Origin of the sequence: Flavobacterium limi (genome assembly GCF_010645075.1) — a bacterium.
GTDB classification, from domain to species: Bacteria; Bacteroidota; Bacteroidia; order Flavobacteriales; family Flavobacteriaceae; genus Flavobacterium; species Flavobacterium limi.
The window spans coordinates 550,039-572,891 of sequence record NZ_JAADZV010000001.1 but is presented as its reverse complement, the minus strand read 5'-3'; the positions used below and the strand labels follow the sequence as shown (position 1 = coordinate 572,891).

Genomic DNA, 22,853 nt, shown 5'->3' with positions numbered 1-22,853 from the left:
TGACTATTCGGGCTTTTCTAATTCTCTAAAATTATCTAATTATTTTTAGATGAAACAGGAAAATTCCTTGCTCTCATTAAAGCATCAGACTTTGGAGCTCTTCCTCTAAAATTTTCATATGCTTTTTCCTGATCAATAGTATTTCCTACGCTAAACACGTTATCATGAAGTCTTTTTGCTACTGCTTTATCATAAGGTCCCTTTCCTTCTAAGAAAGCTTCCCAGGCATCTGCATTAATAACATCTGCCCACAAATAACTGTAATATCCTGCAGAGTAGCCGTCTCCTGAAAAGATGTGACCAAATTGCGGAATTCTATGACGCATTACAATTTCTGACGGCATATGAAGTGCATCTAAAGTTTCCTTTTCAAACTTTTTAGGATCTATTTTTTCTGTTGTCAAATGCAGTTTCATATCAATCAAAGAGCTTGAAATTGTTTCAACCGTCGAAAATCCTTCACCAAAAGTACCAGCTCTTTCAATTCTATCTACCATAGTTTTCGGAAGAGGTTCTCCAGTTTTATAATGCAGAGCAAATTTATTTAACACCTCTGGAGTTGCCAACCAATGCTCTAACAATTGTGATGGAAACTCAACATAATCTCTGGCAACAGAAGTTCCGGCAAGACTTGGGTACGTTACATTTGAACATAGACCGTGTAATGCATGTCCAAATTCATGGAATAAAGTACTTGCATCTTCCCATGAAATCAAAACAGGCTCATCTGAAACTCCTTTTATGAAATTACAGTTATTAGATACGATTGTCAAAACTTCGCCATCCATCCTTTCCTGATTGCGATAAGCATTCATCCATGCTCCTGAACGTTTCCCTAGACGTGCATATGGGTCAAAATACCATAACCCAACCGTTTTTCCAGTCACTTTATTACTTACTTCCCAAACACGCACATCTGAATGATAAACCGGCACATTTGTAATTTGTTTGAATTGCAGGTTAAATAATTCACCTGCAACCCAAAACATTCCTTCTCTTAATTTTTCTAATTGAAGGTATGGTTTTACTTCATTTTGATCTAAATCGTATTTCGCTTTTCTTACTTTTTCAGCATAAAAACGGTAGTCCCAAGGAGCAATTTTAAATTTCCCTCCCTCAGCATCTACAATTTTCTGCATTTCAGCTACATCATCATGTACTTTATTAACTGCAGGCTCCCAAACCGAAAGCATTAAATCTAAAGTTTTTTGTGGATCTTTTGCCATTTTGTTTGACAAACTCCAATGTGCAAATGTTGGAAAACCTAGTAATTTTGCTTTCTGTGTTCTCAATTCTAAAATTGAAACTGCTGTTGAATTATTGTCATTAACGTTTCGGTTATCACCTCTTTTTACAAAGATATTAAAAGCTTTTTCTCTTAAATCTCTACGAGTTGAGAATGTTAGAAACGGCTCAATAGACGAGCGTGTATTAGCAATACATCCCAAAACGCTTAATTTTCTTGTCTTAGCTTCAGAAATAGCTGCTTTTTTTACTTCATCAGGAAGTCCGTTAAAATCGCTTTCTTTTTCTAAAGCTACATATTGATTTTGCTCTTCTTCTAATAAATTCTGACTGAAACGTGTGTAAAGCGATGCCAATTCTTTATTAATTGCTGCCACTTTCTCTTTATCTTTTTCATTTAATTTTGCTCCCTGACGAATAAAATTGGTATAATACAACCAAATTAAACGCTGTTGTTCGCTCGTTAATTTTTTACTCTCTTTAGAATTGTAAAGCGCTTCGATTCTTGTGAATAATTTTTTGTTCTGATTGATTTTGTCGCTGAGTTCAGAAAATTTTGGAGACATTTCTCTGTCAATGATATTAAATTCAGCACTACTCAGGTTCGATCTGTAAATTGCGTAAACAGCAGAAATCCTATCCATTGTTGCTCCCGAACGCTCCAGGGCTGCGATAGTATTATCAAAAGTTGCTGCTTTTGAATTGTTGGCAATGGCATCAACTTCATTCAATTTTTCCTGAATGGCAAATTCAATTGCTGGTTTAAAATCTGAAACTTTGTATTCATTAAAAGCCGGTGTACCTCCATAAGGTCCTGTCCACAGTTTATGCAAAGGATTTTTTTCCTTATTTTGTGCATTTATCGCAAAAAAAGTTGTTCCCATGAGAAAAATTGACATTAATTTTTTCATATTATTATTTTGAATTAGTAATCTTTCAAAAGTATCCAAAATTTACTAATTATAAATAGTTTTTAACATTCTCTAAAATATTAAAACTTCATACCTACATTCAAACCTGAATTAATTTAACTCAGAAAAACTAAACTTACAGGTAAATTAACAGGATTCTATCTATATTTGTTTTGCAAAACTAATAAAACCTTCCATTGAAAAAACTACTTTTAATTTCATTATTGATTACTTCATTTGTTCAGTCTCAAAACAAAAGTTTATTTTGGGAAATATCAGGAAACGGACTTACAAAAAACTCTTACTTGTATGGTACGATGCACGTAAATGATAAGGTATCTTTTCATTTATCCGACTCATTTTTCAAGAACCTTTTAAACTCAGATATTGTAGCTAATGAGAGTAATCCTGAAACATGGACTGATTTGAGTGACTTAATGAAAGGCGACAATTTTAACTTGTATAATAAATTTTATACCGAATTCTATCTTTTTCCAACAACAAAAGAAAATATCAAAACACTTTTCAACAATGACAGTTCCCGATTCTTTAGAAGCATGCTTTCCGGAGTTGAAGGGGAACAGGCAGATTTTCAGGAAAATACTGTACTTGATATGTTTATATTTCAAACCGGTAAAAAGTATAAGAAAAAAATCGTAGGCTTAGAAAATGCTAAAGAGTCGATACTTTCTATACTTCAGATTGAAGATAACGATGCCAAACCAAAAGAAGAGAACAAAGTTGCTTTAATGAAACTTTTAAAGAACAAAAATCCAACAGAGGCCCTAAAAGAATACTACAGAGAGAAGGATATCATCATGCTGGATTCTATCTACAAACTAATGTTTTCAAAAAAAGCGCATGACGCCCTTATTGTAAACCGAAATAAAATTATGGCTAACAGCATAGATTCTATAGCTAAGACCGGAAGTTTATTTTCTGCAGTAGGTGCAGCGCATCTTGCCGGAAGTGATGGTATGATCGAAATTTTAAAGCGTAAAGGATACACGGTAAAACCTATAATAGACATTTTTACTGACAACGGAAAAAATCAAAAAAAGACAATTGAGGCTTATTTTCCTAATCCAAACTTTGTTGCTTCTTCAACAAAAGACAAGATGGTACAAATTCCATTATACAGTACTATTATAGATGAAAATGAAATTTTAGGATCACCTGATTTCACCAATGGAGGCGCTATCACCATAAAAAGAATCCCTCTCAATTATTTCCTTAAAAAGAATGATATACAGTATAATCCCAAATCTTTGGACAGCTTGTTTTTTGAAAAAATTGCCGGGGATATTATTGAGAAAAAATATTTTGAACAAGCGAATTATTCAGGATATGATATAAAAAACATTACTAAAACAGGCAATAGCCAGCACTCAAGATTCTACATAACACCTTTAGAAATCATCTCAGTCTCTATGACTGGTCCTGCAAATTATGTACGTCAATATGAAAACAGTGTTTTTGAAAATATAAAAATAAAGCCCTTTAAAAATGACTGGGAAAAAATAAAACCAATAAAAGGCGGATTTCAAATAGAAATTCCATCTTTTAATTTAGTTTTTGGAAATAGTATCGAAAAAGGAACCAATATTGAGATCCAGGGCTATGATAATCAGGAAAAAGGATATTATTTTTTAAGAGAAAAAACATTAAATGATACTGATTTATTAGAGAATTCCGAGTATGAACAAAAGCAAATACATTATCAGTTTTATTTACAGCATGACCAGGATTCTACAAAAGCAAGCTATAATAAATTTGAAAATTCTTTTGTTTCATCCTCTGCCATTGGGGACAGAAAAATAAATCTTAAAACCATTGTACACGGAAACAAATATTATTTATTAGGAACCATCAATGCATCCGAAACAAATACAAACCGATTTTTCAATTCTTTTTTAATAAAGCCTTTTGACTATAAATCAAAATCGAAAATTCTAATTGATTCTATAGCGAATTATAAAATAGAAATTCCCGAAAAAGAAAATAAAAATTTATTTTTAAAATTAAAAACAAAATCCGAAGCAAAAAACACTTTCAGGCAAGTAAATCAATATCTGGTTTTTAATTCTGAAACAGGCAGAAAAATAAACTTCGAATATCACAAATACCATAAGTATGAACGTGATTTACCAATTGATTCCATTCAAAGTAAATTTAAAAAAGCATTTTTAAAACAATTTGAAGATGACTTAGCTGAAAATGATTACGATTATGGAGAAGATGAATCGTATGGGAATCTTAACTCATTATTAAATATTGCGTTATATCAAAAAAAAGGATTTTCGAAATCTCTTTGGAATAAAATTTTAGCTGACAAAACAAATAGCTATGAGTTTTTAGCTGAAAACACAACTTTCAACAAAGATGAAAACAGCTACACTATTAATGCAACTGTCGCTAAACCAGATGCCGTTCAGTCCATTAAATATAAAGCACTTTATAAGAACAACACTTACTATTTACTGAGTACCCTGACAGAGAAAAATTATCAGAATAATGATCCTTTCATAGAAAATACTTTTAATTCATTAGCTTTCGCCGAAAACAAAAAAGAAAATCTTTCAGAGGATAAAATCAAACTTTTTATAGAAGATGCCAAAAGTGAAAAAGATACTATTCGATACTCTGCATTAAAATCTATAGAGAATCTCGACATTACAAAAAATGATCTGGAGCGCATTACTAATTTTATTAATACGTATAATTTTAAAGAAAACGAAACAGATGCAATCACTTCTCTTTTAGAAAAAATAGGCCAAATAAATGACGATAGGGTAATTCCCTTTCTCGAAAATTATTACAAAAAAGAATCTGTAAAAACTGATGTTCAGATTAGTATTCTAAAGAGTATTTCTCTTCAAAAATCAAAAGCAGGTTATAAAAAAATAAATGAACTTTTAGAGTATGATTTACCCATTTCTGATAATCAATACGAAATAATAAACCTTTTTAATTCTTTTGAAATTGATCCGGAAAACAGCAAGGACTTGTTTCCTGAAATTTTTCAGTATTACAGTATCAAAGAATACAATAAGCCAATTATTGATTTCTGCAATTTGTTATTAGAGAAGAAACTTATAACAGTCAATAAGATAAAAGCCTTCAAAAAAATCATTCTTACCAACACCAAACTGGAATATAAAAGAGTGGCAAGCTGGAATCAAAAAAACAAAAAAAGTGATGATACAGAAGAATCTGAAGAAAATGTTGATTTATATTCAGAACCCGCAGAATCTCTGACTGATCTCATAAATTATACTAGCTTAATCTATAATTATACTGATGACAATGCGGTAAAAGAGGTTTTAAACAAAATAAAAAAACTTGATATTCCTGAATTGAATATAGAGTTGGCCAGATTAGGAATTATTCATAATAAACTGACTACATCAGAGATTCAGGAGTTTTTAAAAGACCCAAAAATACAATTTGTGATGATCAATTTATTATTAAATCAAAACAAGAAAGAACTGCTGCAGTTTACAGATGAAGAAATCTCTAAATCTGCTGTTGTACATTTTCAAAATTTAACTAAAAAAGACTCTGTTTCATTGTTACAAAAAAAATTAATTGAGAAAAACGGCAAAGAAATTTCGTTCTATTTTTACAAAATCAAAACAAAGAAACCAGATACAGAAACAACTAAAGATCAATTATACACAATAGCCTTTATAACAGAAAACAAACAAATAAATCCTTTAGCTTTCAAAACTTTCGATATCATACAAATAGATGATGAAGAAAATTTAGAAGAAAAATACAAATTGATTATCAACGAATTGCTAAATGACAGTCACCCAAGAGCAAGTTTTGAAAAAGAAAAATCAATAAACGAAACTGCTCTTGATGAATCATTTTTAAATTAATTCAGCTTAAAGAATTAACTTTGAAAATCTGAATTTTTATCGTGATTATATGTTTAAAACCAAAAAAGAAATTGTTTTTGTAATTCTGGCAGGAATATTTATAACAAATGCAATTGTTGCAGAACTTATTGGGGGCAAATTAATTCAAATAGGACCGTTTGTAATGAGTATTGGGATTTTACCCTGGCCAATTGTTTTTCTCACAACAGATTTAATCAATGAATATTTTGGCGAGAAAGGGGTGAAAAAATTATCTTTTATTACCGCTTGCCTAATTGCATATGCCTTTTTGATATTGTTTATGGCGATTGCAATTCCGGCAGCAAAAGGAATTAGTCCGGTTAATGATCAACAGTTCCAGGCAGTTTTTGGACAAAGCATGTGGATTATTGTAGGAAGTATTATTGCTTTTATGGTTTCGCAGCTTATAGATGTTAGTGTTTTCTGGTTTTTTAAAAACCGTACGGGAAATAAAAAAATATGGCTTCGAACAACAGGATCAACCATAATTTCGCAATTATTTGATTCGTTTATCGTTCTGGGTATTGCATTTTATTTGCCCGGAAAAATTGATTTTAATACCTTCCTGTCATCTGCACTGGTTGGCTATACATTTAAACTTTCAATTGCTATTGTTTTGACACCTTTAATTTATTTGGGTCATTATTTGATCAAAAAATATTTAAATGAGCACACATCTGTAGTCGATTAGAATTATCTTCACAGTATGAAAAATACAGGGATAATCATATTAATATCTTACTTTTTTTTAAGCTGTGGCAATGAAGCAAACAAACAGCTTAAAAAGGAAGTGATCGTTTCTGTAAATAAATTAAATCCTGTTTCTGAAAAAAAGACAAAAACAGCTTCTTTACAAAAGCCGGAGATCAAATATTTAAGCAAGAATTACAATTCGCACAAAAAAAACCTTCTTTCATACAATAAAGATTCCGAAGACAAATCTGTAATGCCAAACTTCTACACTGATACAGAAAATATGGAAGTTAACATAAAAGAATCAAACAAGAATCTAATGACGTTTGATAATTTAAAAAAAATATTGTCGAATAGCGAAATTGGAGATACTTTTACCCAAAAAGAACTAATTGATAATTTCGAAATTCCAAAAGAAGCCGTCAAAATCGTTAAAAGCATTACAAAAACCGCTGATGATGAAATAGCTGTGAAATGGAAATCGACATGGCTACTCGAAAAAGTTTCCGATGCAAAATTCGAAGACGGCATTATGAAAATTATTTTCAAAGCTAATAAGTTATATACTTCCGGAACTGCAATCGGAATCAAACATGAAAAAAGAATCTACAATAATCTGGTTATAGTAGGCAGTTCAGCCTATATTCCAGGTGTAAAAGGATACAGCTGGCAAATCGGCAAATAAATAAACCTGCCTATTTAATGTAAAATCTATGGAACCTACAAGATGCGGCTGGTGTACTTCCAGTGACTTATACAAAAAATACCATGACGAAGAATGGGGTATACCCGTTTATGATGATCCTACTCTATTCGAATTTCTGATTCTGGAAACTTTTCAGGCCGGATTAAGCTGGATTACGATTTTAAACAAAAGAGAAAATTTCAGAAATGCTTTCGATCATTTTGATTATAAAAAAGTAGCCCTGTATTGCGATGATAAAATCGAAGAACTGATGCAGAACAACGGAATAATCCGCAATAAACTCAAAATAAAAGCTGCCGTCTCTAATGCTCAGGCTTTTATGAAAGTTCAGGATGAATTTGGAAGTTTTTCAGATTATATCTGGAAATTCACCGATGGAAAACCAATCATAAACCATCCAAAAACTTCAAAAGACGTTCCCGCTACTACTCCGCTTTCTGACGAAATCAGTAAAGATTTAAAAAAAAGAGGTTTTAAATTTGTAGGTTCTACCGTAATTTACGCTCACATGCAAGCCACCGGAATGGTCAATGATCATGCGGAAGATTGCTGGACAAGAACAAAATAAAGGTTTGTTTCAAGTTTCAGGTTTCAGGTTACGATCGAAACGGAAATTATCCAATAGTAAACTTTAAACTTAAAACATGAAACTTTTTTAAACTCCCAAGCAAAATTTTCATTACATTTGCTTCACACTTTAGGGGTGTCTGCATCGTGCAGGCTGAGATTTTACCCTCTGAACCTGATCTAGTTCATACTAGCGTAGGGAAAAGTAAGATGACTTCTTCACGCATTTTTATGCGCAATTGCAGCCATTCCTAATGTGTCACTATACACTAAATTCAAAAGGAATGGAACTAAAAATCAACCAACAAATCAAACAATTCAATACTGAATCGCTTAGCGTTCAATCATTGCTCGATCTCGAAATTCCAAACAAACAAAACGGAATCGCCGTTGCCATCAACAATACCGTTGTTCCAAAAATTAACTGGAGCAGTCACTTCGTATCCGAAACGGATGAAATTTTAATTATTTCTGCTACTCAGGGAGGTTAGGAATTAAATTCCAATTTTAAAATATCCAAATTCCAATTTGGGACTAAAAAAGACGCACTGCAGATCTCTACCATCACATCTTACATTTTACATTTTACAATATACAACTTACAGACTATGACAAACGAAGAACAAATATCCAGAACCCCATTCCCAAATTCTAAAAAAGTATATATAGACGGCGAAATTCACCCCATAAAAGTTGCGATGCGCGAAATTCAGTTAAGCGACACCAAACTTTCGAATGGCGGAATAGAAAAAAATCCTCCCGTAACCGTTTATGACACATCGGGAGCTTATACTGATCCGAATATTGAAATCAACATTCGAAAAGGTCTGCCCCGTTTGAGAGATCAATGGATTTTAGACCGAAATGACGTTGAAATCTTAGACGAAATAACTTCTGATTATGGACAAAGCCGATTGAAAGATGAAAGCTTAAACCACCTTCGTTTTGAATATTTACACCAGCCAAAACGCGCAAAAAAAGGTGCAAACGTAACACAGTTGTATTATGCCAAACAAGGAATTATTACCCCTGAAATGGAATATATTGCAATCCGTGAAAACCAGCGCATCGAGCTTTTAAATGAACAAACAAAAGCCATGCAGTGTCAGCACAGCGGCCATAGTTTTGGTGCAAACACTCCAAAAAGCAAAATTACACCCGAATTCGTACGCTCTGAAGTAGCTTGCGGAAGGGCCATTATTCCAAATAACATCAATCACCCGGAAAGCGAACCGATGATTGTTGGCCGTAACTTTTTAGTGAAAATCAATGCCAATATCGGAAACAGCGCTGTGACTTCAAGTATCGAGGAAGAAGTTGAGAAAGCAGTCTGGGCTTGCCGCTGGGGAGCTGATACGATTATGGATCTTTCGACAGGAAAAAACATTCATGAAACCAGAGAATGGATTATCCGTAATTCTCCTGTTCCAATTGGAACTGTCCCTATTTATCAGGCTTTGGAAAAAGTAAAAGGAATTGCCGAAGATTTAACCTGGGAAATCTTCAGAGACACATTAATCGAACAGGCAGAACAAGGGGTTTCATACTTTACGATTCACGCCGGGGTTTTGCTTCGTTATATCCATCTAACCGCAAATCGAGTTACGGGAATCGTATCACGAGGCGGTTCAATTATGGCAAAATGGTGTTTATTTCATCATAAAGAAAACTTCCTGTACACCCATTTTGAAGAGATCTGCGAAATAATGAAACAATACGATGTGGCTTTTTCTCTTGGTGACGGTTTACGTCCGGGTTCGATTGCTGATGCCAACGATGCTGCTCAGTTTGCTGAATTAGAAACCTTGGGAGAACTTACAAAAATTGCCTGGAAACATGATGTTCAGGTTTTTATTGAAGGCCCGGGACACGTTCCGATGCACATGATCAAAGAAAACATGGATAAACAATTAGAGCATTGCCATGAAGCTCCGTTTTATACTTTAGGCCCGTTAACGACAGATATTGCCCCAGGTTACGATCATATCACCTCAGCGATTGGCGCTGCGATGATTGGCTGGTACGGCTGTGCCATGTTATGCTATGTAACTCCAAAGGAACATCTTGGTTTACCCAATAAAAAAGACGTAAAAGACGGCGTAATCACTTATAAAATCTCAGCCCACGCTGCCGATTTGGCTAAAGGTCACCCTGGAGCACAGTATCGTGACAACGCATTGAGCAAAGCCCGTTTCGAATTCCGCTGGGAAGACCAGTTCAATTTGGCATTAGACCCTGATACCGCAAGAGAGTTCCATGATGAAACGCTTCCTGCCGATGGTGCAAAAGTCGCTCACTTCTGTTCGATGTGCGGACCGAAATTCTGCTCAATGAAAATATCTCAGGAAATCCGTGATGTGGCTGCTGCCGAAAAAGGAATGCAGGAAAAATCAGAGGAATTTATTGAACAGGGAAAAGAGATTTACATATAATGTGATGATACTTGTAAAATGTGAAAATTAGGACTTTTCACATTTTACATCTCACAGAAAACATTTTACTAAATATGATCGTAATTACAAATCCTTCGGCTGTTGCAGATGAAATTGGCATTATTGATTCTTTATTTGAAGAAGGATTGTCTTTACTTCATATTCGTAAACCTGATTTTTCAGAAGTAGAAACAGCAAAATTTATTCATCAGATAAAACACAAGTATAGAAAGAATCTGGTTTTACACCATCATCATGAAATAGCGGCCGATTTTGGAATTAACAGAATTCATTTTCCAGAAACAGAAAGAAAAAAAAGAATTGATTTTAATGGGCTATCGGGTTTTGTTTTGTCTACGTCAACACATTCAATTCAGGATTTCAATGCTTTGGAAAACATTTTCGAATATGCTTTTTTGAGTCCTGTATTTCCCAGCATTTCGAAAGAAAATTACAATCCAAAAACTAATCTTTCTGAAGATATAAAACAAAGAAAAAATTTCAATACAAAAATGGTCGCTTTAGGTGGAATACATTCAGACAATATTGAAAAAACCCTTCAAAATGGTTTTGATGATGTCGCTCTTTTAGGTACAATATGGAATGATTCAAATGCAATTAAAAATTTTAAACTATGTCAAAAAATCGCCCTTTCGCTCTCAGCATAGCAGGTTTAGATCCTTCGGGAGGTGCCGGAATTTTAGCAGACACTAAAACTTTTGAACAGCATCAGGTGCAGGGATTAGCTATAAGTACTGCAAATACAATCCAAACCGATTGTAAATTCTACGAAATTGAATGGACATCGCTTGATTTTGTATTGCGTTCCATAAAAAAACTATTCAAAAATTATCCGGTAAAATCGGTTAAAATTGGTATTATTCCTTCCTTTTCATACTTAAATGAGGTCGTTTCTTTAATTAAAAAATTAAACCCAAACACTATTATTGTGTGGGATACTGTATTGAAATCCTCTACTGAATTTGAATTTTTAACAATTGAAAACCAAGCAGATTTACAAAAAACATTATCCAAAATTGATTTGATAACACCCAATTATGAGGAAATTCTTCAGCTTTATCCAAATTTTATTTCTGAAAAACTTTGGGTTAAAAATGAACTTCCAGCTGCTATTTTATTAAAAGGCGGGCATAATCATACCGCTTTGGGTACTGATTATTTATTTTTAAAGAGTAACCTAATTGAACTCTCGCCAACTAAAATCAATTTCCGCCCAAAGCACGGCTCAGGTTGTGTATTGTCTTCAGCAATTGCCGCAAATTTAGCTTTAGGATATGACTTAAAAACCGCCTGTCAGGAGGCAAAAATGTATATAGAAAAATATTTAAATTCTTCACCATCATTAATTGGCCATCATTATGTTTAACAAATTACAATATATCTCGCAAGGAGAGACAAACGAAAAGCAATTGCAAAATATTCATCAGGCTCTTGATGCCGGATGTAATTGGATACAGATGCGGTTTAAAAATCAAACTTCTGAAAAAAGATTTGCTTTAGCTGAAGCTGTAAAAAATTTATGCGAAGAATATCTGGCAACTTTCATTGTAAATGATGATGTCTTACTGACTCAGAAAATAGCTGCAGATGGCGTACATTTAGGTTTAACCGATATGAGCATTTCAGGGGCAAGAGCTATTTTAGGAGAGAAAAAAATTATTGGTGCAACCGCAAACACCTTTGAAGACATTCTTCTTCAGACGAAAAACGGCTGTGATTATATTGGCTTAGGCCCTTTTCAATTTACTGAAACCAAAGAAAAACTAAGCCCGATTTTAGGTACTGAAGGTTATGCTTCAATTCTAAATAAAATGAAAACAGAAAACATTTCAATTCCAGTTTACGCTATTGGCGGAATTACTTTAGAAAACATAGAAAACCTGATAAAAACAGGTGTTCATGGTATTGCCGTATCCGGAATAATTACAAAAAGTCCCGAAAAGGAAAAACTGGTTCAACAACTTAACGACAAATTATATGCTAACGTCATTCTTTAATATAGGAGACAAAACCTTTAATTCCCGCTTATTTTTGGGAACAGGTAAATTTGGTTCTAATCTGCAAATGGAAGAAGCAATTTTAGCTTCAGAAAGTGAATTGGTAACAGTCGCCTTAAAACGCATTGATCTCGAAACAGATACGGATGCTATTTTATCACACTTACAACATCCAAACATCAATTTATTGCCTAATACATCAGGTGCCAGAAATGCAAAAGAAGCTATTTTTGCCTCGCAATTAGCACGTGAAGCTCTCGAAACCAATTGGGTAAAACTTGAAATTCATCCGGATCCAAAATATCTTATGCCGGATCCTGTTGAGACTTTAAAAGCTACTGAAGAACTGGCAAAATTAGGGTTTATCGTCCTACCGTATATTCATGCAGATCCTGTTTTATGCAAACATTTAGAAGATGCAGGAACAGCCGCAGTCATGCCTTTGGGATCTCCAATTGGAAGCAACAAAGGTTTAAAAACAATTGATTTCTTGGAAATAATTATAGAACAAAGCAATGTTCCTGTAATTGTCGATGCCGGAATTGGTGCTCCTTCTGATGCTGCAAAAGCGATGGAAATTGGTGCTGATGCCGTTTTGGTTAATACAGCAATAGCAGTAGCCGGAAATCCAAAACTAATGGCTGAAGCTTTTAAAGAAGCTGTCGTAGCCGGAAGAAAAGCTTTTGAAGCCAAAGTGCCTAATAAGCAAAATTATGCTATAGCATCCAGTCCATTGACTTCTTTTTTATATGAATAAATTATTTCACGCAGATTTATGCAGATCTAAAAAAGATTTTATTTTTCTGAACCACCTTAAAAAAGGAAGAAAAATCTTTATTTTTAAGCGATTGAAAAATAAAGAATGATGACAGAAAACGAAATATCATATAAAATAAGAGGTGCCATATTTAAAGTTTACAACAAACTTGGCCCGGGATTATTTGAATCTGTATATGAAAGCGCTTTATATTATGAATTAACAAAACTTGATTTAAAAGTTGAAAGACAAATATCAATTACAATTCCTTATGATGAACTAATATTAGATGTCGCTTTTAAGATCGATTTGTTAGTTGAAGATAAGGTAATTATTGAATTAAAATCTGTGGAAGATTTAGCACCTATTCATTATAAGCAAATTGCAACTTATCTAAGGCTTACTAACAAGAAAATAGGTTTATTGGTAAATTTCAATACTCTAAACATCTTGGACGATATTAAAAGAATTGCCAATAAATATAAAAATGAAACACAATTTTAAACAGATCAAAAATTAGATAAATCACTTTTATCTGCTTAAATCTGCCAAAATCTGCGTGAAAGAAAACAATACAATGAAAACATTCAAATCCATTTTTGAACAGTACGATTGGGATTCCATTCAATCCAAAATATACCAGACTACATCAAAAGATGTAGAGCAATCTTTGTCCAAAACCAAACGAAGTCTTGATGATTTTTTGGCTCTAATTTCTCCCGTAGCTCAAAATTATCTGGAAGAAATGGCACAAAAATGCCATGAAATCACCAAAAAACGTTTTGGAAAAACAATTCAGATGTATGCACCTCTTTACCTGAGCAATGAATGCCAAAATATCTGTACATATTGCGGATTCAGTCTGGACAACAAAATTAAAAGAAAAACGCTGTCTGATTCCGAAATAAAACTTGAAGCAGAAGCACTAAAAAACACAGGATTTGATCATGTTTTGCTAGTCACGGGTGAGGCTAATTATACGGTAAATATTAATTATTTCCTGAATTCAATTAATTTAATCAGAGAACAATTTTCTATTATTTCTGTTGAAGTTCAGCCACTTTCTACCGAAGAATACCAGCGCTTGCACGAAGCCGGCGTATATTCAGTTTTGGTCTATCAGGAAACGTATCATCAGGAAGTATACAAAAAGTACCATACAAAAGGTAAAAAATCAAACTTTGATTTCAGACTTGAAACTCCTGACCGAATTGGAACTGCCGGAATTCATAAAATAGGTCTGGGTGTTTTACTAGGCTTAGAAGACTGGCGTACCGACAGTTTTTTTAATGCATTACATCTTGATTATCTTCAAAAAAAATACTGGCAGACCAAATATTCGGTTTCATTTCCGAGGTTACGTCCTGCAGAAGGCATTATCGAACCCAATTTTATTATGGATGATAAAGACCTAACGCAATTAATCTGCGCTTATCGCCTATGGAATGAGGATCTTGAAATCTCCATTTCAACAAGAGAAAACGAAAAATTCAGAAACAATATTATTCCGATTGGTGTTACCAGTATGAGTGCCGGTTCTAAAACCAATCCAGGTGGTTATGTCGTTGATCCTCAGTCTTTGGAACAATTCGAAATCAGCGATGAACGCTCTGCAGAAGAAATTAAACAAATTATAAAAAACTCAGGCTATGAACCTGTTTTGAAAGACTGGGACAGAAGCTTTGGTCATCAGATCTAACATTTTACAAAATCCATTTTACATTTCACAATAATGAGCATTATAAAAGAATTTTTGCGTTACAGCAGGCAAACTATCTTACCGGAAATTGGCGATGAAGGTCAGGAAAAACTTAAAAAAGCCAAAGTTCTGGTTATTGGAGCCGGAGGTTTAGGCTGTCCAATTTTGCAATATATTGCTACGGCTGGCATAGGCTTTATTGGAATAATGGATTTTGACACCATCGAAATTCACAATCTTCACAGACAGATTTTATATACTGAAAGCGAAATTGGCCAGCAGAAAGCCATTGTAGCCCAAAATATTGTTTTGAAACTAAACCCTTTAATTCAGGCTAAAGCTATTACTGAAAAATTAACTATTGAAAATGCAGCGCAGATAATTGAACAATATGATGTTGTTGTGGATGGCTCAGATAATTTTACAACCCGTTATCTGGTAAATGACACTTGTGTTACTTTAAAAAAACCTCTTGTTTACGGAAGCATTTTAAAATTCGAAGGTCAGATAGCTGTTTTCAATCATAACGGAAGTAAAAATCTTCGTGATTTATTTCCTGAAATGCCTGATCCGAAGTATGTTCCGAATTGCAGTGTAAATGGAGTTCTCGGTACTTTACCCGGAATTATAGGTACAATGATGGCACATGAAACACTTAAATTAATCCTTAAATTGCCAACATTAAAAAATGAATTAGTGCTTTTTAATACTTGGGATTATAATTTTACGAAATTGAATTTTTAAAATACAACGGCATCACCCACCTGAATTATTCCAGGATTCAAACCCACAATATTGGTTCCGAATAAAACAGAATTATTGAAATTCCTGTATTTACTTAATGTTTTCAACGGTTCTTTTTTCACAATTCCACTCTGCGGATCATTATTAACCATAATACATCTTCCGCAGGGTTTCACGTTTTTAAACTGAACTTCACCAATTTTAAAATGCTCAAAATCATCCTCCTCATGAGCCTTTTGAGTACTTACAACGATATTGGGACGAAATCTTTTTATCGTGATTTTTTCTTCCAGCTTTTCATTCAGAAAATCTAAGCTTTTTGTTCCGGTTAATAAATATGGATATGCATCTGCAAAACTGACATTATACGTTTCTTTGGATCTTGAACTTTCGTGTTTACGGTCTCCATTGTTTATAATTTTAACCAATTTACATTCAAATCCTATATGATCGCTAAACCATTTTGAAGTCGCTTTATTTACTTCAAAAACAAAACTTTTATCCTCCCATACTTTTGTATAAATCTGATCATTTAAGTGCTCACTTATCGAAAATTCATGTTTTTGATCCTGAAAAGTAATTGTAATTTTTCCGTCTGAAATTTGTGGATAAAACTGACTCATTATGGGATACTCACGCTGTGTGATATGCTGGTTATCTGAATCCAACAACATCCATCGGCGATCGTTTTCAAACCCCATTTCTTCAGCAAAAGCCTTTTGACAGCTAATTCCGGCAAGGCTTTTTATCGGATAGATATAAATTTCTTCGACAATATAAACTGCACTCATTTTTATTTACTGTTTAAAATAGACATAAAATCGTCACGGACAATTTCGCGACAGCCCAAACTCTCTAAATGCGGATTATAAACCTGACAATCTAATAGTTTATAATTTTCTTTTTTTAAATATAATGCTAATGCAATAAAGGCTGTTTTTGAAGCATTTGAAACTTTAGAAAACATACTTTCTCCACAAAAAACATGGCCTAAATCAATCCCGTACAGACCTCCGACTAAAGCATCATCCTGCCATACCTCAACTGATTTAGCAACTCCTTCAATGTTTAATTTACAATAAGCTTCAATCATTTCATCAGATATCCAGGTCCCATTTTGCCCATCACGCTTAATTTGCTGACAATTAGAAATTACGTCTCTGAAATTTTTGTTGTAAGTCACCTTAAACATTTTCTTATCCAGGATTTTTCTCATGCTTTTGGATATTACCAATTCATCAAAAAACAAAACCATTCTGGGATCCGGAGCCCACCAAAGAATCGGATCTCCTTCATTAAACCATGGGAAAATTCCGTTCTTATAAGCCAGCTGCAATCGTTCGGAACTTAAGTCTCCTCCAACTGCCAGAACACCTTCTTCATCAGCGTCTGAAACTGGTGGAAAAAATAAATCTTTGAATACGTAATACATATTTTTTAAATTCCAATAAAATTAATCCCAAAATTCCAATTTTCTGAATATTGTTATTTCTTATCCTTGGATAACAAAATTACTTTCAAAAATAAAATTCCAAATCCCACATCATCAGAGTGTTTGGAATTTGGAATTTTATTTTTTTGTGATTTAAACTCTTTAGAATGGCAAATCGTCCGGTTCGTCTTCGTTTAAATTTGTAGCAGGAGCAAAAGCCTCTGCAGCAGGCATTGGAGGTGTTTGCCCAGGACCTTCCGGTGCCAGTCTTTCGATTCTCCAACCTTGAATACTATTGAAATATCTGGTTTCTCCTTGTGGATTAACCCATTCTCTTCCTCTTAAATTGATAGAAACTTTTACAGCCTCACCTTGTTTGTAGCTACTTAATAAATCGCATTTATCTTGTGTAAATTCGATTAAAATATGCTGTGGATACTGCTCATCAGTAGTAACAACTAATTCTCTTTTTTTGAATGAGGCACTAACTTGCTGCTCCGGATTAACCACTTTTACTTTTCCTGTAACTTCCATCTTCTGTCTATATTAATTATTGTTTCTTTTCTTATTTCTTTGCCAAAAGCACTTTCCAGGCTGATAAAACATCACCTTTATCGAGGTATTTTTTAGCTTCTAAATGTAATTTTTCCTGATCATCAGAGCTCAAAACTCCTTTTACCGAAAAATTTTCTTTCACAAATATACTAACTTCTTCTGTTGTAGGCAAGGCTTCAATATTGCCTAATTTGCCAAGATCATTTCCATTAAACACTTTACTTTCCCTGATAAAATTAGGAATAGCGTCTACTCCGACACCTAAAGTGGTCAGTGGTTTTTCTACTTCAAAAAGTCCCTGATTGGATCTCGAATACCAATTATTTCCCAGTCTTGAAACCAAATCAATTTTATGCTGATCAATGGCTCCGTTTTCATCTAAAATTGATTCATGAATATGAATTTTTACCACTTCGCAGAGAATCAGATTTCCGGCTCCGCCTTCAGTTCCTAAAGGAATAATCTGTGTTACTTTGCATTCAAACTGCACCGGGGATTCTTTTACACGATAGGGTTTTACCAAATCTGACGGAATCTGGGTTAATCCCGCTTTTATAAATTCGTTTACTCCGTCTCCATATTCTGTACTTGCTAAAGAAGTTTGCTGGACCAGATCATAATTAACAACATTAATCACAACCTCACGTGTTGCTTCAGCATTAATTAAAGTATGTTTAACTGTATTGTCACGCACACGTCTTGAGGGTGAAAAAACTAAAATTGGCGGATTGGCACTAAACACATTAAAGAAACTGAAGGGCGACAAATTTGGAATTCCTTTTGCGCTGATTGTACTTGCAAAAGCAATTGGACGTGGTCCAATGGCACTTTGCAGATAACCCTGCAATTTTGCTGTTGGTATCTCTTTTGGATTAATGCTGATCATACATTATTTTTTAACAGAATCTCATTTATGCAATTACAAAAGTATAGAAATGGATTATCCCGAAGAAATAGTTTTAGACTTAAAAGCAAAAAAATCTTTAAATATTCACAAAATATTAAATGTGTATATTTCGTTATATTTATACCTCAAAACAATAGATATGTCTTTTTCTGAAAGAACAAATACAGTACGCTGGATAATTATTTCACTCTGCTTTTTAATCATTTCACTGATTCTCTGGAATACTTATACTTTTTTCCAAATCTTTAAAAATGAGGAACGTTTAAAAATGAATCTTTTTGTAAACGCGCAGATTACGATAGTAAATGCAGACGAAAATACAGATGTAGAATTGCCTCTTCAGATTATAAACAACAATACTTCGATTCCGGCTGTTGTAATATTGTATGATAAAGTGGTCAGTTCTAAAAATGTCCCTGATGAAATTCTCAATGACAAGAAAAAAAGAGATGCTCTTTTAAAAACTTTAAAAAGAGAGAATGAGCCTATAACTTTTGAATATGCTACAGGAAAATATCAAACTTTATATTACGGAAATTCAGCGTTGCTGAACAAACTCAAATATTATCCTATTGCGCTGCTTTTAATTGTGTTTTTATGCATTGCTCTCATTTACAATTTCTATAAAAGCACCAAAATGGCTACCCAGAATAAACTTTGGGCAGGAATGGCAAAAGAAACCGCACACCAGATCGGAACGCCCCTATCCTCATTAATTGGCTGGGTTGAAATTTTGAAAACAGAAGAAATTGACCACTCTATTACCACAGAAATAGAGAAAGATATTGAACGATTACAGACCATTACTGACCGTTTCTCAAAAATTGGCTCTGTACCTGTTTTAGAAGTTCATGATATTGTAGCCGAAACTTTAAACAGTTATGAATATCTGCAATCCCGTTTTTCTAAACAAGTTGCTTTTTCGTATAAAGCTCCTCAGGAACCTGTTTTTTCTTTGATTAACCCAATACTGCACAGCTGGACTATTGAAAACTTAGTTAAAAATGCAATTGATGCCATGAAAGGAAAAGGAAGTCTGGATCTTCAAATTGAACAAGACTCGCAACATGTAAAAATCAACATTAAGGATTCAGGTACCGGAATTCATAAAAAACAGTTCAAAACGATTTTTGAGCCTGGATATACCACTAAAAAACGTGGCTGGGGTCTCGGACTTTCTTTAACAAAAAGAATTGTCGAAGAATACCATGACGGAAAGATTAAAGTCTTAAATTCTGAAATTGGAAAAGGGACTACATTTCAGATTTCACTCAATAAAAAAGTGCAGTAAACTACTACTGCACTCATAATTATTTTTGGTAAGTATACCCACTTTACACTAGATTTTTTTTATTTTCTAGTTTGTGGCGGAATTATTTTGTTAAGGTGTTTGCGTTTCAAAAGGTAATGACATATCTATTTGAAACTTAATTCGCGATGTAGTTTGATTAATAGTGCTTGTTGCAGTAGATGCATCAGCATTAAATATTTGTATTTTTAGTCCTCCGCCTACTTTACTGGCATCCTCAGCGGAAACAGTAACTGCAACATCGAAATCAATTTGAGTAATAGTTCTTTTAGATCGTCTCTCTCCATCTTTCACAGTTAGTGAATGTTGAGCAAATTTATCATCAAAGCTTCGCAAAGGATTAACCAAAACATTGTTTTCCTTTCCAAAAATTTGAGCATTAATTACTCCATTGCTAATTGATTTTATTGTTTCTGTAATAAATACGTCAAGTTCCATTAGATTTTCTTAGTTTACTCCAAATATAGTAAATAAAAAAGCCCTAAAATAAATTAGAGCTTTGTTGTGTGAATTATTTTTCTATTTTTATAGAATCATTCCTGCATACCACTGTTGAATTTTGGAAGACTTCAGTTAAAGAAGAAGGACTTTAGTCAACCGATATGAATCACTTTTACAACCTTGTTGATGGCGTTTGTTACAAGTGGATTTTTCGTCAGTCACGTCTAAGAAACGGTAGAAAAGAGATAGCTCCGAAAGGACATCCCTTTACTATACCTGTCGAAGAAGTAGAATGCCATCACTGTAACTCTTGTGAACAATAGTAGCAAGAATGATACTTAGAGCAGTGTTCCACCATTGCTCTATTTTATTTCTTAAAATGTCTGGCTTTTAAAAGTGCTTTATTGAAATCTGATAATTCTTCTTTCTTACGTCCTTTTTCAATTGCTTCAAAAGTTGCTGTTTTTACAGTCTTTCTTTGCCCGCCAATCAATAAAGGAAGTTCTAAATACTCAACCTCTGATAAATCTTCCTGTAAATACTCTGCTATATCTTCAAGACTGAAATACCATTGTTGTTCAAATTCTGTTTTATGGATAGTTTCATCCGCTAAAATCTTTTCTTTTTGCAATATTCTAAGCATTCATTAAATCTTTGTATTTAGTTCGTATTTGAGAGTTCAAAAGTAATGAATTAAATCTCTCGTTATTTTGCACAGTTCTTAAATTAAATCTAAAAACAAATTCATCAACGTAGTTTTGCATGTGCTTTTTACTCCACCAGTTGTATGTTCCATTGTACCCTCGTTTTATTATTCCCCAAAATCCCTCCATTGAGTTACTGTGAATTTCTGGATTATCAAAGTCTACATATTGTTTCTTTCCGTGATCTACTACATGATGGTCGTACATTGAATCTAAACCTCTGTAACCAAACCATTCATCAGAAATCAAAACACTGTCTTTAACTACTACTGATTTGATAAACGGCTGTATTGTTTCGCTCTTAGTGTTGCTTCCGACTATACATTTTACTTTACTGTGTGTATGCATAATCTTTTTGCCGTCTATTATTTCAGATTCTCCTCTTTGAAGTACTCCTATTACAGGTGTTTTGTCTTTGAAACTTCTACCTTGTGACATTGGAACTTTTTTGTCTTTGTGTCTGTTTTTATTCTTTCCGCCGAAAAAAGATTCATCAGCTTCGCAAATCCCTTCAAACTTGTCATCAATATCATTTTCAATACCGAAGCATTTTCTGATTCTCATAAGCATAAACCAAGCAGACTTTTGACTAATCTGTAAATCCTTACCAAGCTGTACAGAACTGATTCCTTTTTTATGGTTTGTAACTAAGAAGATAGCCATAAACCATTTAGGTAATTCAATTTTGGTATTATCAAACATAGAACCAGTTTTTACTGTAAAGTATTTACCACTGGTTTTACATTTGTATTTATTTCCTTTACACTTATATACTTTACTATCTTCATGGAAAGGGCTTACTGGATTATTGTTCCAATAAAGTGCTTCTAAATGTTCAATACACTTTTGTTCTGTTGCGAACTCTCTCGCAACTTCCAGTATCGAATTAAAATCTTTATTAAACATGGGTCTTCTTTTTTCTTTTATCAAATTTAGAACATTTTTACACTTAAACAAAATTTTAGTGTAAGTAAATTCTATTACTAATTGTTTTTTACTGCTTAAAGACTTGAATACAAAGATATCAGGGTTATTTTTTTAACAGCAAATGTTTGAAATTTGTTGTAATTCATTACTTTTACCGCTGAATAAAATATTAGCGTTAGCTATTATCATGGTATCGAAATCTGGACAATTTCAAATGCACCACACGATAATAAGACTATGCTCATGCTTAGGCGTGGGTGTAACTTATCATTGGTGCAAGGTTTGTCCAGAACCCCGATTCGTGGTACAGTTATAAACCCACGCTTTTTTGTACAACAAAGTCACTTTGGGTTTGAGTGATACTAAAATCAAACCTATGAGAAAAATTATTTTTGCAGTCTTATCTTTAATTTTTATTGCCTGTTCGTCTGATGATTCTAAATCATCTGTTGAAAATCCGAGTATCAATTTTGTAGAATTTAAGGGTAAAAAGTATGCTTTAGAAGGAGCTACAATAAACAGAACCCCTAATAACTACGATGCAACAGAGTTTGGAATAACTTTTAAAAATAAAAAAACTTCGCATGCTTTTCAAATTGGGATTAGGATTGGAACTTCTTATAACTCTTGCCCAAGTTGTCCCGCAGACGACATTAAATCAGGTCAATATACATATAAGGAGGCATCTAATTTAGAGTATGTAGCACTAACAGAAATTAATAATAACACCACTATTACAATACTCTCAACAGCTGATTTAACAGGTTCTGCAAATCCCAGTAGAGTTAATATTACTAAAAACCCAAACGGTACATTTAGCTTTAGTTTCAATATAGTTAGTAGTGCGGGAAATTTAACGGGTCAATATATTGGAACATTGGAAAAAACTAATTTTTAGATA

Annotated in this window: 23 protein-coding genes and 1 riboswitch; of the genes, 15 read left to right on the top strand and 8 right to left on the bottom strand. The window is 33.5% G+C overall.

Annotation, left to right across the window (positions count from 1 at the left end; translation table 11 throughout):
- Nucleotides 1-35: 35 nt before the first annotated feature.
- On the bottom strand, nucleotides 36-2,156 hold the full coding sequence (locus GXM16_RS02480) for a M3 family metallopeptidase (protein WP_163392390.1): 2,121 nt from the start codon (nucleotides 2,154-2,156) through the stop codon (nucleotides 36-38).
- Nucleotides 2,157-2,353: 197 nt separating this feature from the next.
- Between GXM16_RS02480 and GXM16_RS02475 the strand changes: the two genes are divergently transcribed.
- The 13 genes from GXM16_RS02475 (at nucleotide 2,354) to GXM16_RS02415 (ending at nucleotide 15,677) form a co-directional block, all read left to right on the top strand.
- Nucleotides 2,354-6,040 carry a TraB/GumN family protein gene (locus tag GXM16_RS02475; protein ID WP_163392387.1) on the top strand — a complete coding sequence of 1,229 codons (3,687 nt, stop codon included), beginning with the start codon at nucleotides 2,354-2,356 and terminating at the stop codon, nucleotides 6,038-6,040.
- Between the two features lie 49 nt (nucleotides 6,041-6,089).
- Nucleotides 6,090-6,752: a queuosine precursor transporter gene (locus tag GXM16_RS02470; protein ID WP_163392385.1), complete on the top strand. Its 663-nt coding sequence runs from the start codon at nucleotides 6,090-6,092 to the stop codon at nucleotides 6,750-6,752.
- 15 nt (nucleotides 6,753-6,767) lie between these two features.
- Nucleotides 6,768-7,439 carry a hypothetical protein gene (locus GXM16_RS02465; protein WP_163392383.1) on the top strand — a complete coding sequence of 224 codons (672 nt, stop codon included), beginning with the start codon at nucleotides 6,768-6,770 and terminating at the stop codon, nucleotides 7,437-7,439.
- Nucleotides 7,440-7,467: 28 nt separating this feature from the next.
- A complete protein-coding gene (locus GXM16_RS02460; RefSeq protein ID WP_163392381.1) occupies nucleotides 7,468-8,028 on the top strand; it encodes a DNA-3-methyladenine glycosylase I in 561 nt (186 codons plus the stop codon).
- A gap of 121 nt (nucleotides 8,029-8,149) precedes the next feature.
- A riboswitch (TPP riboswitch) is annotated at nucleotides 8,150-8,246 on the top strand.
- A 65-nt stretch (nucleotides 8,247-8,311) separates the two neighbouring features.
- Complete coding sequence (gene thiS, locus GXM16_RS02455) at nucleotides 8,312-8,518, top strand: sulfur carrier protein ThiS (RefSeq protein ID WP_163392379.1); 207 nt, start codon at nucleotides 8,312-8,314, stop codon at nucleotides 8,516-8,518.
- A gap of 117 nt (nucleotides 8,519-8,635) precedes the next feature.
- Nucleotides 8,636-10,459, top strand: coding sequence for a phosphomethylpyrimidine synthase ThiC (thiC, locus tag GXM16_RS02450; RefSeq protein WP_163392377.1), 1,824 nt, complete (start codon nucleotides 8,636-8,638; stop codon nucleotides 10,457-10,459).
- Nucleotides 10,460-10,533: 74 nt separating this feature from the next.
- On the top strand, nucleotides 10,534-11,127 hold the full coding sequence (locus GXM16_RS02445; RefSeq protein ID WP_163392375.1) for a thiamine phosphate synthase: 594 nt from the start codon (nucleotides 10,534-10,536) through the stop codon (nucleotides 11,125-11,127).
- Nucleotides 11,094-11,846, top strand: a complete 753-nt coding sequence (locus tag GXM16_RS02440; RefSeq protein WP_163392373.1) for a hydroxymethylpyrimidine/phosphomethylpyrimidine kinase — start codon at nucleotides 11,094-11,096, stop codon at nucleotides 11,844-11,846. The genes GXM16_RS02445 and GXM16_RS02440 overlap by 34 nt, the downstream gene beginning before the upstream one ends.
- Entirely contained in the window at nucleotides 11,839-12,477 is a 639-nt protein-coding gene (locus GXM16_RS02435) for a thiamine phosphate synthase (protein ID WP_163392371.1), read from the top strand. Before GXM16_RS02440 ends, GXM16_RS02435 begins: the two co-directional genes overlap by 8 nt.
- A complete protein-coding gene (locus GXM16_RS02430; RefSeq protein ID WP_163392369.1) occupies nucleotides 12,458-13,234 on the top strand; it encodes a thiazole synthase in 777 nt (258 codons plus the stop codon). Before GXM16_RS02435 ends, GXM16_RS02430 begins: the two co-directional genes overlap by 20 nt.
- A gap of 108 nt (nucleotides 13,235-13,342) precedes the next feature.
- Nucleotides 13,343-13,738, top strand: a complete 396-nt coding sequence (locus GXM16_RS02425; RefSeq protein WP_163393244.1) for a GxxExxY protein — start codon at nucleotides 13,343-13,345, stop codon at nucleotides 13,736-13,738.
- Nucleotides 13,739-13,811: 73 nt separating this feature from the next.
- Entirely contained in the window at nucleotides 13,812-14,933 is a 1,122-nt protein-coding gene (gene thiH / locus GXM16_RS02420) for a 2-iminoacetate synthase ThiH (protein ID WP_163392367.1), read from the top strand.
- 33 nt (nucleotides 14,934-14,966) lie between these two features.
- Nucleotides 14,967-15,677 carry a HesA/MoeB/ThiF family protein gene (locus tag GXM16_RS02415; protein ID WP_163392365.1) on the top strand — a complete coding sequence of 237 codons (711 nt, stop codon included), beginning with the start codon at nucleotides 14,967-14,969 and terminating at the stop codon, nucleotides 15,675-15,677.
- Here the strand turns inward: GXM16_RS02415 and GXM16_RS02410 are convergent.
- The 4 genes from GXM16_RS02410 to GXM16_RS02395 all read right to left on the bottom strand — a co-directional run bounded on the left by GXM16_RS02410 (nucleotide 15,674) and on the right by GXM16_RS02395 (nucleotide 18,550).
- Nucleotides 15,674-16,468, bottom strand: a complete 795-nt coding sequence (locus GXM16_RS02410; RefSeq protein ID WP_163392363.1) for an MOSC domain-containing protein — start codon at nucleotides 16,466-16,468, stop codon at nucleotides 15,674-15,676. The two genes, GXM16_RS02415 and GXM16_RS02410, sit on opposite strands and share 4 nt — an antisense overlap.
- A 2-nt stretch (nucleotides 16,469-16,470) precedes the next feature.
- Nucleotides 16,471-17,109 (bottom strand): leucyl/phenylalanyl-tRNA--protein transferase, encoded by a 639-nt coding sequence (gene aat, locus GXM16_RS02405; protein ID WP_163392362.1) that lies wholly within the window; start codon nucleotides 17,107-17,109, stop codon nucleotides 16,471-16,473.
- Between the two features lie 162 nt (nucleotides 17,110-17,271).
- The gene (locus tag GXM16_RS02400; protein WP_110308488.1) at nucleotides 17,272-17,643 is read right to left on the bottom strand and encodes a DUF3127 domain-containing protein; all 372 of its coding nucleotides are present in this window, start codon (nucleotides 17,641-17,643) and stop codon (nucleotides 17,272-17,274) included.
- A 31-nt stretch (nucleotides 17,644-17,674) separates the two neighbouring features.
- Nucleotides 17,675-18,550 (bottom strand): flavin reductase family protein, encoded by an 876-nt coding sequence (locus tag GXM16_RS02395; protein ID WP_163392360.1) that lies wholly within the window; start codon nucleotides 18,548-18,550, stop codon nucleotides 17,675-17,677.
- Nucleotides 18,551-18,710: 160 nt separating this feature from the next.
- On the opposite strand from GXM16_RS02395, the gene GXM16_RS02390 reads away from it, so the two are divergent.
- On the top strand, nucleotides 18,711-19,862 hold the full coding sequence (locus GXM16_RS02390; protein ID WP_163393242.1) for a sensor histidine kinase: 1,152 nt from the start codon (nucleotides 18,711-18,713) through the stop codon (nucleotides 19,860-19,862).
- 90 nt (nucleotides 19,863-19,952) lie between these two features.
- Here GXM16_RS02390 and GXM16_RS02385 read toward each other — a convergent pair whose 3' ends face one another.
- From GXM16_RS02385 to GXM16_RS02375, 3 genes are all read right to left on the bottom strand, one after another.
- Nucleotides 19,953-20,318, bottom strand: a complete 366-nt coding sequence (locus GXM16_RS02385; protein WP_163392358.1) for a hypothetical protein — start codon at nucleotides 20,316-20,318, stop codon at nucleotides 19,953-19,955.
- Nucleotides 20,319-20,688: 370 nt separating this feature from the next.
- On the bottom strand, nucleotides 20,689-20,964 hold the full coding sequence (locus GXM16_RS02380; protein ID WP_163392356.1) for a hypothetical protein: 276 nt from the start codon (nucleotides 20,962-20,964) through the stop codon (nucleotides 20,689-20,691).
- Nucleotides 20,957-21,931 (bottom strand): IS1595 family transposase, encoded by a 975-nt coding sequence (locus GXM16_RS02375; RefSeq protein ID WP_163392355.1) that lies wholly within the window; start codon nucleotides 21,929-21,931, stop codon nucleotides 20,957-20,959. Before GXM16_RS02375 ends, GXM16_RS02380 begins: the two co-directional genes overlap by 8 nt.
- Nucleotides 21,932-22,328: 397 nt before the next feature.
- Here GXM16_RS02375 and GXM16_RS02370 point away from each other — a divergent pair, with 397 nt between their 5' ends.
- On the top strand, nucleotides 22,329-22,850 hold the full coding sequence (locus GXM16_RS02370) for a hypothetical protein (protein WP_163392353.1): 522 nt from the start codon (nucleotides 22,329-22,331) through the stop codon (nucleotides 22,848-22,850).
- Nucleotides 22,851-22,853 lie beyond the last annotated feature (3 nt).

Bases quoted from the DNA above. Each gene is read 5' to 3' on its own strand.
- thiS (WP_163392379.1), top strand. From the start codon at position 8,312: ATGGAACTAAAAATCAACCAACAAATCAAACAATTCAATACTGAATCG.
- GXM16_RS02400 (WP_110308488.1), bottom strand. From the start codon at position 17,643: ATGGAAGTTACAGGAAAAGTAAAAGTGGTTAATCCGGAGCAGCAAGTT.
- GXM16_RS02370 (WP_163392353.1), top strand. From the start codon at position 22,329: ATGAGAAAAATTATTTTTGCAGTCTTATCTTTAATTTTTATTGCCTGT.
- aat (WP_163392362.1), bottom strand. From the start codon at position 17,109: ATGTATTACGTATTCAAAGATTTATTTTTTCCACCAGTTTCAGACGCT.
- GXM16_RS02435 (WP_163392371.1), top strand. From the start codon at position 11,839: ATGTTTAACAAATTACAATATATCTCGCAAGGAGAGACAAACGAAAAG.
- GXM16_RS02470 (WP_163392385.1), top strand. From the start codon at position 6,090: ATGTTTAAAACCAAAAAAGAAATTGTTTTTGTAATTCTGGCAGGAATA.
- GXM16_RS02445 (WP_163392375.1), top strand. From the start codon at position 10,534: ATGATCGTAATTACAAATCCTTCGGCTGTTGCAGATGAAATTGGCATT.
- GXM16_RS02385 (WP_163392358.1), bottom strand. From the start codon at position 20,318: ATGGAACTTGACGTATTTATTACAGAAACAATAAAATCAATTAGCAAT.
- GXM16_RS02440 (WP_163392373.1), top strand. From the start codon at position 11,094: ATGTCAAAAAATCGCCCTTTCGCTCTCAGCATAGCAGGTTTAGATCCT.
- GXM16_RS02390 (WP_163393242.1), top strand. From the start codon at position 18,711: ATGTCTTTTTCTGAAAGAACAAATACAGTACGCTGGATAATTATTTCA.
- GXM16_RS02410 (WP_163392363.1), bottom strand. From the start codon at position 16,468: ATGAGTGCAGTTTATATTGTCGAAGAAATTTATATCTATCCGATAAAA.
- GXM16_RS02480 (WP_163392390.1), bottom strand. From the start codon at position 2,156: ATGAAAAAATTAATGTCAATTTTTCTCATGGGAACAACTTTTTTTGCG.
- GXM16_RS02375 (WP_163392355.1), bottom strand. From the start codon at position 21,931: ATGTTTAATAAAGATTTTAATTCGATACTGGAAGTTGCGAGAGAGTTC.
- GXM16_RS02380 (WP_163392356.1), bottom strand. From the start codon at position 20,964: ATGCTTAGAATATTGCAAAAAGAAAAGATTTTAGCGGATGAAACTATC.
- thiC (WP_163392377.1), top strand. From the start codon at position 8,636: ATGACAAACGAAGAACAAATATCCAGAACCCCATTCCCAAATTCTAAA.
- GXM16_RS02430 (WP_163392369.1), top strand. From the start codon at position 12,458: ATGCTAACGTCATTCTTTAATATAGGAGACAAAACCTTTAATTCCCGC.
- GXM16_RS02460 (WP_163392381.1), top strand. From the start codon at position 7,468: ATGGAACCTACAAGATGCGGCTGGTGTACTTCCAGTGACTTATACAAA.
- thiH (WP_163392367.1), top strand. From the start codon at position 13,812: ATGAAAACATTCAAATCCATTTTTGAACAGTACGATTGGGATTCCATT.
- GXM16_RS02395 (WP_163392360.1), bottom strand. From the start codon at position 18,550: ATGATCAGCATTAATCCAAAAGAGATACCAACAGCAAAATTGCAGGGT.
- GXM16_RS02465 (WP_163392383.1), top strand. From the start codon at position 6,768: ATGAAAAATACAGGGATAATCATATTAATATCTTACTTTTTTTTAAGC.
- GXM16_RS02415 (WP_163392365.1), top strand. From the start codon at position 14,967: ATGAGCATTATAAAAGAATTTTTGCGTTACAGCAGGCAAACTATCTTA.
- GXM16_RS02425 (WP_163393244.1), top strand. From the start codon at position 13,343: ATGACAGAAAACGAAATATCATATAAAATAAGAGGTGCCATATTTAAA.